The sequence below is a fragment of the Xanthomonas bonasiae genome, assembly GCF_017163705.1.
GTDB lineage: Bacteria > Pseudomonadota > Gammaproteobacteria > Xanthomonadales > Xanthomonadaceae > Xanthomonas_A > Xanthomonas_A bonasiae.
Genome location: NZ_JAFIWB010000050.1, coordinates 1 through 12,075, shown reverse-complemented (window position 1 = coordinate 12,075; position 12,075 = coordinate 1). Strand labels below are relative to the sequence as shown.

The window sequence follows — 12,075 nt, the reverse complement described above, 5'->3', positions numbered from 1 at the left end:
CATCGCCGGCGCCGGCTTGATCGTCGCGATCGGCGCGCAGAACGCGTTCGTGCTGCGCCAGGGTTTGCAGCGGCAGCAGGTGGGCCTGGTGGTGGCGGTCTGCGCAGCCGGGGATATCGCCTTGATCGTGCTCGGGGTCGCCGGCATCGGCGCGCTGGTGCAGCAATGGCCCGCGCTGCTGCAGGTGCTGCGCTACGCCGGCGCGGCCTTCCTCGGCGTCTATGGCCTGATGGCGGCGCAACGCGCCTGGCGCGGTGCCGGCGCATTGAAGGCGCAGGGCGAGACGCCGGCGAGCCGGCGCCGCGTGCTGCTGGCCTGCCTGGGCTTCACGTTTCTCAACCCGCACGTGTATCTCGACACGATGGTCCTGCTCGGCAGCCTGTCCACCCGCTATCCGGGAGCGCTGCGCTGGGCGTTCGCGTGCGGCGCCTGCGTGGCGAGCGTGGCCTGGTTCTGCAGCCTGGGCTATGGCGCACGATTGCTGCAGCCGGTGTTCCGCAAGTCCGGCGCATGGCGGATGCTGGACGCCTGCATCGCGGTGTTCATGCTGGCACTGTGTCTATTGCTGCTGCTGCGACCGCTCGGCTGATTGCCGCGGTCGGGCAGGTGCCTGCTCAAGGGAAACCTGCCATCGCACGCGCCGAATGGCGACAATGGGGCGATTGCGGCGCCTCGGCGTGCCCGCGGACGGCCGTCTTTCAGGAGTCGGCACGATGTGCGGGCTGCGAATCAGCACCGACAAGGCCGAACTGCAGACGCGCGAGATCCATCGCGATCTGTCGCAGCACACCGGCTGGGCCAAGGACATCCCGCTGGCGCTGCTGGAAAAGGCGATCGCGCATTCCCTGTGCTTCGGCGGTTTCGTCGGCCTCCGCCAGGTCGCGTTCGCCAGGGTGGTCTCCGACTACGCGACCTTCGCTTGCCTGGGCGACGTCTTCGGGTTGCCCGAGGACCGCGGCAAGGGCTACGGCAAGGCATTGATGGAGGCGATCCTGGCCCATCCCGAGCTGCAGGGCCTGCGCCGTTTCAGCCTCGCCAACAGCGATGCGCATTCGCTGTATGCGCGCTACGGATTCACCGCGCCGCGGTATCCGCACTCGCTGATGGAGCCTATTTCCCGGGCATGTACACCGCTGCCGGCTGACGCGGTTTTCCGCGGCGGGCTCGGCCTGCAGCCAGGCGATCTGCTGGCCTTGCACTGCGCTTCGCGGGGCGTCGGCCGCGCGAAGCGCGCAGCGGTACTTCGCTCGAACACGACGCCGATCTCGCTACGCGGCGGCGACGCGAAGCAAAGCCGGACGAGCGCTGCGGCCAAGAAGTGGGTCGCGCGTGCGCCTGTGCGTATAATAATCATTCTCGTTATCGGGCGGCGCCGGCACATCTGCGATTGGTACCGTCCTTGTCACAAGGATCCGTTGATGCGTCTGCTGTGTTCCCTGTCCGTCGCCATGCTTCCGCTGGCGGCTGCCATCACTGTTGCCCGGGCGCAGTCGCCCTCCACGCAAACGCTTGACGCCGTGGTCGTCAGCGCATCGCGTACCGACCAACCCGCGGACACGGCGCCCCAGACCGTGGTGGTGATCGACCAGCAGGAGATCGCCCAGCAGCTCAGCATCAGCAGCAATTCGTCGGACCTGCTGTCCAGCCTGCTGCCGTCGTATACGCCGAGCCGCGGCAAGATGAACGGCAGCGGCGAGACCTTGCGCGGACGCACGCCGCTGATCCTGGTCGACGGCATCCCGCAGTCCAATCCGCTGCGCCCGACCGGGCGCGAAGCGCACACGATCGACTACGCGATGGTCGAGCGCATCGAGGTGATCCAGGGCGCCAACGCGATGAACGGCCTGGGCGCCACCGGTGGCACCATCAACCTGGTCACGCGCCGCCCGCAGCCGGGCGCGCTCAACCAGCATGTCGAGGTGCAGGCGACCGTACCGACCACCGACGTCGATGCCGAGACCACGAGCTACAGGACCAGCTACCGCATCGACGGGCGCCGCGACAAGCTCGACTACCTGTTCGCGGTCGGCTACGAGGACCAGGGCCTGTACCTGGACGGCGACGGGCGCGCGATCGGCACCGACGTGACCCAGGGCGATCTGATGGCCACGCGCGCCTACGACGTGCACGCCAAGCTGGGCTACTGGATCGACGACCGGCAGGAGCTGCAGTTCAGTTCCAACCGCTACCGGATCAAGTCCAAGGCCGAGTACCTCGGCGTGGCCGGCGATCGCGAACTCGGCATCCCGACCACCTCGGTGCGCGGCCGGCCCGAAGGCACGCCGCCATGGAACGACGTGTGGACCACCGGCCTGTCCTATGTTCATCACGACCTGGCGGGCATGGAACTGAAGGCGATGGTGTTCAACCAGGAGTTCGAAGGCCTGTTCGGCGCCGACAACTCGGCCACCTTCCAGGATCCGCGCATCGCGCCCAACGGCACGCTGTACGACCAGTCGCGCTCGGTCGCGTCCAAGTGGGGTTCCAAGACCAGCCTCGGCAAGGACGACCTGCTCGATGGCCGGCTCAAGCTCACCGGCGGCTTCGACACCCTGTGGGACAGCGGCAAGCAGGACCTGTACGGCACCGGCCGCACCTATGTGCCTGAGTCGGAATACCGCGACCTGGCCGCGTTCCTGCAGGGCGAATACCGGCTGCTGCCGCAGCTGACCGTGCACGGCGGCGTGCGCCACGAGGACGCGAAGCTGCGCATCGACAGCTACCAGACCCTGGCCCGCTACAACCGGGTGCAGGTGCAGGGCGGCACCCTGTCCTTCGCCGAGACGCTGTACAACGTCGGCGCGGTGCTGGCGCCGAGCGAGCGCTTCAACGTCTTCGCCAGCTATTCCGAAGGCTTCGGCATGCCCGACGTGGGCCGCGTGCTGCGCTCGATCAACACGCCCGGCACCAGCGTCGCCAGCCTGAGCGCGCTGCAGCCGGTGCTGACCCGCAATGTCGAATTGGGCACGCGCCTGCGCGGCGCGGCGTGGGATGTCGATGTCGGCGTGTTCCAGTCGCGCTCGGACTACGGCACCCGGGTGATCGCGGTGGACGGTGCGTTCCAGATGGCGCGGGAGAAGACCCGCATCGAGGGCGTGGATGCCAGCGCCAAGTATCGGCTCAACGAGCGGCAGCGCCTCGGCCTGGCCTATGCGTATACGCGCGGGCGCTACGACAGCGACGGCAACGGCACGCTGGATGCGCACCTGGACGGATTGAACATCGCGCCCAACCGCGTCGTCGGCAGCTGGTCGTCGCAATGGACGCCGCGGCTGTCCAGCTTCGTGCAGGCGCAGTACGCGTTCGGCCGCAGCTTCGACGATCCGCAAAAGCGGTTCAGCGGCTATGCGCTGGTCGATGCGGCGCTGAACTACCGGTTGCGCCAGGGCGAACTGCGCCTGGCCGTCGCCAACCTGCTCGATCGCCAGTACATCACCTACTACTCGCAGAGCGCGCTGGTCGAACCGGACCGCTATTTCGCCGGGCGTGGCCGCACGCTGACGGTGGGTTACAGCCTGGATTTCTGAGCCGCGGCCGCTGCGTGGCGCAAGCCTGAGCGCGTTCGCGGGCGCGGCGTTGCGGCGTGGCGTCCGCGTAGTGGTGGGCTGCGAGATGGACGCGACGGATGACGCTGGCTGTGCAGCCATCCGCGGCTGTCTGGTTTGGACCACTTGCCCGGGCCGGCGCGTTCGCCGGCGGCGGAGACGTTGCCGGGCAGTGCCGCACCAGGCGTCGGATCGCGCTCCGGCCGCGCGCGGGAATCGATGCATGGCGGGCGCCTGCCCGATGTCGGCGCGGGCAGGCCGCCGCTGCGCCGGCCGTCTGGGGGCTACCTACCAGCCGCCGTAGGGATAGCCGTAGCCGCCGCGGCCGTAATAGCCGCCGTGGCCTTCGCTCTGGCCGACGCTGATGCTGATGCCGACTTCGCGCGGCTTGCCGTCGTCGTTGTAGTAGGTCTTGCACAGGTTGAGGTTGGCGGCCTGGTAGTTGCTGTTGCCGCCGCGCGAGGAATAGCCGAAACCGGTGGAGACGCTGCCGTGCACGTCGCCCTTGCAGCGGTCGGCGCGCGCCTGTTCGGCCTCGGCCAGGGCCTGGGTGGCCGCGGCCTTCTGTGCCGAGGCCGAGGTGCCGCTGGTGTCGCCGTAATAGGCGCCGGGCGGGTCGGCCTTGTACACCGGGTCGGTGCCGTAGGTGATCGGCTGCTGCGGCACGCTCAGGTCCAGCGCGCGCTTGGCCGCTTCGCTGTCGCTGTTGCCGCCGTCGGCGGAGGTCTGCGCCATGGCCGGGCCGGCGAGCAGGGCGCAGGCTAGCAGGAAGGATCGTTTCATCGGACGTACGCCAAGGAAAGAAGGGCTGGGGGGCTGCAACCGCAGCTGCGCGCCACCATGAGGCGACGCTATCAATACCACGTTGAACCCGGCCTGTCGGCGGCCGGGGATTTTCTTGCCGGTGCCGGGCACGGGCCGCGACGTGGCGGCAAACGGCCGTCGCCGGGCCGGTTCCGCTAGCCCTGCTGCAGCACGATATCGATCAGCTGCTGGCCGTAGCGGGCCAGTTTGGTGCCGCCGATGCCGCCGACATGGGCCAGTTCGTCCAGGCTGGTCGGGCGCTGTTCGGCGATATTGCGCAGGGTGCTGTCGTGGAAGATCACGAACGCCGGCACGTTCTGCTCCTTGGCCAGGCCGGCGCGCAGGTCGCGCAGCGCGTTGAACAGGGTCAGGTCCTGCGGCTGCACCGGCACGCCGGTGCGCGGGCTGCCGCTGCGGTCGCCGCGTTCGCGGCCGCGGCTCGGCGCCTCGCGGCGCATCATGATCTGGCGTTCGCCCTTGAGCACCTGGCGGCTGGCGTCGGTCAGGCGCAGCCCGCCGTAGGCGTCGCTGTCCACTTCCAGCAGCCCGGTGGCGACCAGTTGCCGGAACACCCCGCGCCAGGCGCGCGCGTCCAGGTCCTTGCCGATGCCGTAGGTGCTGAGCTGGTCGTGGCCGAACTGCTTGATCTTCTCGCCGTCGCTGCCGCGCAGGATGTCGATCAGGTGGCCGACGCCGAAGCGCTGGCCGCTGCGGTAGACGCAACTCAGCGCCTTCTGCACGGCCACGGTGGCGTCCCAGGCCGCGGCCGGGGTCAGGCAGTTGTCGCAGTTGCCGCAGGGCTGCGGATAGGTCTCGCCGAAGCCGGCCAGCAGCACCTGGCGCCGGCACTGCATCGATTCGCAATAGCCCAGCAGCTGGTCGAGCTTGCGCCGCTCCACCCGCTTGCGGTCTTCGCCGGCTTCGCCCTTTTCGATCATCTGCTTGAGCAGCACCACGTCGCCCAGGCCGTAGCACAGCCAGGCCTCGGCGGCTTCGCCGTCGCGCCCGGCGCGGCCGGTTTCCTGGTAGTAGCCTTCCAGCGACTTGGGCAGGTCGGTATGCGCGACGAAGCGCACGTCCGGCTTGTCGATGCCCATGCCGAAGGCGATGGTGGCGCACATCACGATGCCGTCCTCGCGCAGGAAGCGGCGCTGGTTGGCGGCACGCACTTCGGCCGGCAGGCCGGCGTGATAGGGCAGGGCGTTGAGCCCTTCCTTGGCCAGGAACTCGGCGGTCTCCTCGACCTTGCGCCGCGACAGGCAGTAGACGATGCCGGCGCTGCCGCGGTGCGCGCGCAGGAAATCCAGCAACTGGCGCTTGCTGTTGTCCTTCTGCACCACGGTGTAGCGGATGTTGGGGCGGTCGAAGGAGCTGACGAAGTGGCGCGCCTGGGTCAGGTCCAGGCGTTCGGCGATCTCGCGCTGGGTCGGCGGATCGGCGGTGGCGGTCAGGGCGATGCGCGGGATCTGCGGCCAGCGCTCGTGCAGCACGGTGAGCTGCCGGTACTCGGGGCGGAAATCGTGGCCCCATTGCGACACGCAGTGCGCCTCGTCGATCGCGAACAGGGCGATGCGGCTGCGTTCGAGCAGGGACAGGAAGCGCGGGGTCAGCAGGCGTTCGGGGGCGACGTACAGCAGGTCCAGCTCGCCGGCCAGCAGCTCGCGCTCGACCCGCTGCGCGGTTTCGCCATCCAGCGTGGAATTGAGGTATTCGGCGCGCACGCCGAGCTGGCGCAGCGCCTCGACCTGGTCCTGCATCAGCGCGATCAGCGGCGAGATGACGATGCCGGTGCCGTCGCGCAGCAGCGAGGGGATCTGGTAGCACAGCGACTTGCCGCCGCCGGTGGGCATCAGCACCAGCGCGTCCTGGCCGGCGGCGACGTGTTCGACGATGTCCTGCTGCGGACCGCGGAACTGGTCGTAGCCGAACACGCGGCTGAGCACGGAATGGGCGGAAGATTGCATGCGCCTAGGATACCGCGTAGGTCAAGCGCGGCAGTGTGCCGCCACCACGCACCGCGGTGTCAGGCGCCAGCGACCGCGTGCGTAGGCATTGCCCGACGCGCGCGGCGCCTGCCGACGAAGTGGCCGATCACCAGCACCGGCAGCGCGACCAGCAGCGCCGCCGAACAGGCCAGCGCCGGCGCGATCGTCGCCAGCACTTGCGCGGGATGGTCGGCGTCGTAGCCGCGCGCCCACACCGCCACTGCCACCAGGCCCGGGCCGCTCAGCAGCACCAGCAGCGCCAGTGCGGTCATCTTCGGCACGCTGCGCTGCTGCGGCTGGCAGCAGTCCACTGCCAGGGCCAGGGCGACGCACGCGGCCCATCCCCCGGCGAACCAGTTCAGCGCGGGAACGAGAAAACTGATGCTGTAGCCGATCGCGGTGAGCACGGCGAGCAACAACGCGACCAGGCCATGTCCGCTATTGGTGGGCACGCCCGAGTCGCCGAGCTGCCACAACGCATAAAAGCCGGCGGCCAAGCCCGCTGCGATAGCGACGACGCATCCCAGCACGATGGCCAGCAGCGGGCGACGCAGCGAGGGATACGCAGCACTCATAGAACGTCCATGTGGGCGGGCCGCGACCCTGGTGGGTCAGTATGCAGGATGTACGTGAGGCAGGAGGCCTCTTGCGCAAACCTTCCAGCGTGCAAGCCCCCTTGGTAAGGGGGCGCGCCGAAGGCGCGGGGATTGGAAGCCACGCAGCTTGGGCCCAGAGTTTGCGGCGCAAACTCTGGGAGGCCATGCCTGCTGCGCAGGCGTGGTCGTACCCTTACTGCAGCAGCGACCGCAGCATCCACGCGTACTTCTCGTGGGTCTGCAGGCGCTGGGTCAGCATGTCCACCGACGGGTCGTCGCCGGCATCGTCGGCGGTCTTGAGCGCCTTGCGCGCGGTGCGGCACAGGGCCTCGTTGCCGACCACCAGCTGGCGCACCATCTCGCGCCAGTCGGCGCTGTCGCTCAGGCCCGGCTCTTCCGGGATCGAGGTCAGCGCGGCGAATTCCTTGTACGAGCCCGGCGCGTTGAAGCCCAGCGCGCGGATGCGCTCGGCGACGTCGTCCAATGCCGCCCACTGCTCGGTGTACTGGGTCTCGAACATCAGGTGCAGCGAATTGAACATCGACCCGGTCACGTTCCAGTGGAAGTTGTGGGTCTTCAGGTACAGGGTGAACGCGTCGGCCATGAAGTGCGACAGGCCATCGGCGATCTTCTTGCGGTCGCCGCCGCTGATCCCGATATCGATGTTGGGCGCGGACGGCGCCAGCGACGCCAGTGGCGTGGTGGACGCTGCCTGCTTGGCGGGGCTCTTGGTCTTGCCGGGGGTCTTGCTCTTGGCCATCAGGAAATCCTCTTGAGGGGTTGGGAACGATATGGCGTCACAATAGACAGACTAAAGCATGCGCTGTTATTCAAAGTTCAACGGCATCTGATTGATGAGCACTATCGAAAAACACTTGGCCGCCCGCCTGCGCGAGCGCCGCGACGCGATCGACGGGGCGCTGACCCGCGACCGCGGCCGCCTGTTCGGCCTATGGTCGCGCTGGCAGGCCGCGCCCGGCAATCCCGCATTGGAGGCAGCGTTCGAGCAGGCGCTGGGGCACTCGCAGGCGCGCTGCCAGGCGCGCGCGGCGGCGCAGCCGGCGATCACCCTGGACGAGCAGCTGCCGATCGCGCGCGAGGCCGAGCGCATCGTGGCGCTGATCCGCGCGCACCAGGTGGTGGTCATCGCCGGCGAGACCGGCTCGGGCAAGACCACGCAGCTGCCGAAGCTGTGCCTGGCCGCCGGCCGCGGCGCCGCCGGCATGATCGGCTGCACCCAGCCGCGGCGCATCGCCGCGCGCGCGGTGGCCGCGCGCGTGGCCGAGGAACTGCGCACGCCGGTGGGCGGGGCGGTGGGCTTCCAGGTGCGCTTCAACGACCGGGTCGGCGAGGAGACCCGGATCAAGTTCATGACCGACGGCATCCTGCTGGCCGAGATCGCCAGCGACCGCTGGCTGTCCAGCTACGACACGATCATCGTCGACGAGGCGCACGAGCGCAGCCTCAACATCGATTTCCTGCTCGGCTACCTCAAGCAGCTGCTGCGCAAGCGTCCGGAGCTGAAGGTGATCGTGACCTCGGCGACGATCGACACCGCGCGTTTCGCCGAGCATTTCGACGGCGCACCGGTGATCAGCGTCGAGGGCCGCACGTTCCCGGTGGAAGTGCGCTACCGGCCGCTGGAAGAGCCGGGATTGGAGAGTGGGGATTCGGGATTGGCGGAAGCGCGAGAGGGCCAACGTTCGCCGCGAACGGCCGTTGCGACTCCCGACTCCCGACTCCCCAATCCCGGCCTCACGGTCAACGATGCGATCGTGGCCGCGGTGGACGAGATCACCCGGCTCGACCCGCGCGGCGACGTGCTGCTGTTCCTGCCCGGCGAGCGCGAGATCCGCGATGCGCACCAGGCGCTGGAGCGGCGCAAGTACCGCGAGACCGAGGTGCTGCCGCTGTACGCGCGGCTGTCCAACAGCGACCAGGACCGGGTGTTCAATCCCGGCCCGCGGCGGCGCCTGGTGCTGGCCACCAACGTCGCCGAGACCTCGCTGACGGTGCCGCGGATCCGCTACGTGGTCGATCCCGGCTACGCGCGGGTCAAGCGCTACAGCCCGCGGCAGAAGCTGGACCGGCTGCACATCGAACCGATCTCGCAGGCCAGCGCCAACCAGCGCAAGGGCCGCTGCGGACGCGTGGCCGAAGGCATCTGCTACCGGCTGTACGCCGAGGCCGATTTCCAGGCGCGGCCGGAATTCACCGATCCGGAGATCCGCCGCTCCAGCCTGGCCGGGGTGATCCTGCGCATGCTGCAGCTGGGGCTGGGGCGGATCGAGGATTTCCCGTTCCTGGAGCCGCCGGACGAGCGCGCGGTCGCCGACGGCTGGCAGCAGCTGGTGGAACTGGGCGCGGTCGGCGAGCCCGACCGCCATGGCCTGCGCAAGCTGACCGAGATCGGCCGCAAGATGGCGCGGCTGCCGGTGGACGTGAAGCTGGCGCGGATGCTGGTGGCCGCGCAGCAGCACGGCTGCCTGCGGCCGATGCTGGTGATCGCCGCGTTCCTGGGCATCCAGGACCCGCGCGAGCGCCCGCCGGAAGCGCGCGAGGCGGCCGACAACGCGCATGCCACCTTCGCCGATGCGCGCTCGGAATTCGTCGGCATCCTGCGCCTGTGGGACGGCTACCGGCAGGCGCACGAGGAGCTGACCCAGTCCAAGCTGCGCGACTGGTGCGGGCGCCACTTCCTCGGTTTCCTGCGCATGCGCGAATGGCGCGAACTGCACCGCCAGCTGCACCTGCTGTGCGAGGAACTGGGCTGGAGCGAAGAGCCGGCGGCGGCCTCGCTGCTGCCGCTGCTGGCCGGTGCGGCGTCGCCGCCGCCGGCACGCGATGCCGAGACCAGCGCGCGCGCCACGCGCGGGCAGCTGCATCGCGCTGCGCGGCTGGCGCGCGAAGGGCGCAGCGAACCCACGTCGGCGCCAGCGCCCGCCGAACCCAGGCCTGCAGCGCAGGCCAGCCCGGCCGACGATGCGCCGCGTGCCAGCGAGCGCGAACGCGCCGCCGCCTACCAGGCGTTGCACCGCGCGCTGCTTGCCGGCCTGCCGACGCAGGTCGGCCATCGCACCGAGAAGGGCGATTTCCTGGCGCCGCGGCAGCGCCGCTTCCTGCTGTTCCCCGGCTCGGCGCTTGCGCGCAAGCCGCCGCCGTGGGTGCTGCCGGCCACGTTGCTGGACACGCAGAAGGTGTGGGGCATGACCAATGCCGCGGTCGAGCCGGACTGGGTCATCGCCGAGCTGCCGCACCTGCTGGCGCGCAAGCATTTCGACCCGCATTGGTCGCGCGCGCAAGGGCAGGTGCTGGCCTCCGAACAGATCAGCCTGTTCGGGCTGGTGCTGGCGCCGAAGAAGCCGGTGCACTACGGCCGCATCGACCCGCCCGGCGCGCACGAACTGTTCGTGCGCCAGGGCCTGGTGCCGGGCGAGATCAATACCCGCGCCAGCTTCGTCGCCGACAACCAGAAAGTGCTGGCGCAGGCGCACGAGGAAGAAGCCAAGCTGCGCCGCGCCGGCATCGTCGCCGACGAGGACTGGCAGGCGCGCTGGTACCTGGACCGGATTCCCGGCGAGATCCACTCGGCCGCCGGCCTGGACGCGTGGTGGAAGGCGCTGCCGCCGGAGCAGCGGCGCGCGCTGCACTGGTCGCTGACCGATCTGCTGCCGGGCGAAGGCAGCGAGGCCGACCGCTATCCGAAGTATTTCGCGCTGGGCGACGCGCGGCTGGCGCTGCATTACAAATTCGAACCCGGCGCGGCCGACGACGGCGTGACCCTGGAGGTGCCGCTGCACCTGCTCAATGCGCTGGATGCGGCGCGGCTGTCGTGGCTGGCGCCGGGTTTCGTCGCCGACAAGGCCGCGGCGCTGATCCGCAGCCTGCCCAAGGCGATGCGCCGCAACTACGTGCCGGCGCCGGACTTCGCCCGCGCGTTCTACGAGGCGTTCCCGCAGCCCGGCGCCGACGACATGCGCGGCGAGCTGGCGCGCTTCCTGCAGCGCGCCACCGGCGCGGCGCTGAGCGCGCTGGATTTCGACGAAAGCGCATTGGACCCGCATCTGCGCATGAACCTGCGGCTGCGCGACGACGCCGGCAAGGTGCTGGCCGAATCGCGCGACCTGGACGCGTTGCGCGCCCGCTTCGGCGACCGCGCAGGGCAGGCGTTCGCCGCCCGTGCCGGGCGCGAGATGGCCGCGGACGGGCTGCGCGAGTTCCCGTCCGCGCCGATCCCGCTGCAGGTGCCGGGCGAAGCGGGGGTGCCGGCGTATCCGGCCCTGGTGGACGAAGGCGACGCGGCGGCGCTGCGCATCTTCGCCGACCGCGCGCAGGCCGAGGCGGCGCATCCGCGCGGCGTGCGCCGGCTGCTGGAGATCGCGCTGGCCGACAAGGTCAAGCAGGCGCGCAAGCAGCTGCCGGTGTCGCCGAAGACCGGGCTGCTGTATGCGGCGATCGAGTCGCAGGAGCGCTTGCGCGGCGATCTGGTCGATGCGGCGTTGAATGCACTGCTCGAAGATGGCCTGGACGCGATCCGCGACCCGGGCGGCTTCGCCCAGCGCCGCGATGCCGCCGGCAAGCAACTGTTCGGCGAGGCGATGGAGCGGCTGAAGCTGGCCGAGGCGATCATGGGCGCGGCGGCGGAATTGAAGCCGCAGCTGGAATCGCCGCTGATGGGCTGGGCCAGCGGCAACCTCGACGACCTGCGCGCGCAGCTGGCGGCGCTGGTGCATCCGGGCTTCCTGCGCGAGACCCCGGCGACGGCGCTGGCGCAGTTTCCGCGCTACCTGCGCGCGATGATCCTGCGCGCCGAACGCGCCAAGCGCGATCCGGCGCGCGATCAGGCGCGGATGCTGGAGTTGAAACCCTTCGTCGATGCGCTGGCCGATGCCGCCGCGGCCGGGCGCGGCGCCGATCCGCAGTGGCAGGCGCTGCGCTGGGACCTGGAGGAATTGCGGGTGTCGCTGTTCGCGCAGGAACTGGGCGCCAAGCCCGGGATCTCGGCGAAGAAGCTGGCGCAGCGGGTGGCTGGAGTGCGGTGATTCGGGATTCGGGATTCGGGATTGGAGATTCGTAAAAGCGACTACGAATGTCTGATCGCACGCTTTGCGCTTTTACGAATCCCGAATCCCCAATCCCCAATCC

7 protein-coding genes and 1 pseudogene are annotated in these 12,075 nt (G+C 69.8%); 4 read left to right on the top strand and 4 right to left on the bottom strand.

The window, feature by feature from the left end; genetic code table 11:
* Position 1: 1 nt before the first annotated feature.
* From JR064_RS22660 to JR064_RS22650, 3 genes and pseudogenes are all read left to right on the top strand, one after another.
* Entirely contained in the window at positions 2-589 is a 588-nt protein-coding gene (locus JR064_RS22660; protein ID WP_206231218.1) for a LysE family transporter, read from the top strand.
* A 124-nt stretch (positions 590-713) separates the two neighbouring features.
* A pseudogene (locus JR064_RS22655) lies at positions 714-1,144 on the top strand (GNAT family N-acetyltransferase).
* A gap of 274 nt (positions 1,145-1,418) precedes the next feature.
* Positions 1,419-3,527 (top strand): TonB-dependent receptor domain-containing protein, encoded by a 2,109-nt coding sequence (locus JR064_RS22650; RefSeq protein WP_206231219.1) that lies wholly within the window; start codon positions 1,419-1,421, stop codon positions 3,525-3,527.
* A 306-nt stretch (positions 3,528-3,833) separates the two neighbouring features.
* Here the strand turns inward: JR064_RS22650 and JR064_RS22645 are convergent, their stop codons facing one another.
* The 4 genes from JR064_RS22645 to JR064_RS22630 form a co-directional block, all read right to left on the bottom strand.
* Positions 3,834-4,328, bottom strand: coding sequence for a hypothetical protein (locus tag JR064_RS22645; protein ID WP_206231217.1), 495 nt, complete (start codon positions 4,326-4,328; stop codon positions 3,834-3,836).
* A gap of 176 nt (positions 4,329-4,504) precedes the next feature.
* Entirely contained in the window at positions 4,505-6,313 is a 1,809-nt protein-coding gene (gene recQ, locus JR064_RS22640; protein WP_206231216.1) for a DNA helicase RecQ, read from the bottom strand.
* Positions 6,314-6,372: 59 nt separating this feature from the next.
* On the bottom strand, positions 6,373-6,909 hold the full coding sequence (locus tag JR064_RS22635; RefSeq protein ID WP_206231215.1) for a hypothetical protein: 537 nt from the start codon (positions 6,907-6,909) through the stop codon (positions 6,373-6,375).
* A 214-nt stretch (positions 6,910-7,123) separates the two neighbouring features.
* Complete coding sequence (locus JR064_RS22630) at positions 7,124-7,690, bottom strand: Dps family protein (protein ID WP_225209712.1); 567 nt, start codon at positions 7,688-7,690, stop codon at positions 7,124-7,126.
* A 94-nt stretch (positions 7,691-7,784) separates the two neighbouring features.
* On the opposite strand from JR064_RS22630, the gene hrpA reads away from it, so the two are divergent.
* The gene (gene hrpA / locus JR064_RS22625) at positions 7,785-11,972 is read left to right on the top strand and encodes an ATP-dependent RNA helicase HrpA (protein ID WP_206231214.1); all 4,188 of its coding nucleotides are present in this window, start codon (positions 7,785-7,787) and stop codon (positions 11,970-11,972) included.
* Positions 11,973-12,075: the final 103 nt, after the last annotated feature.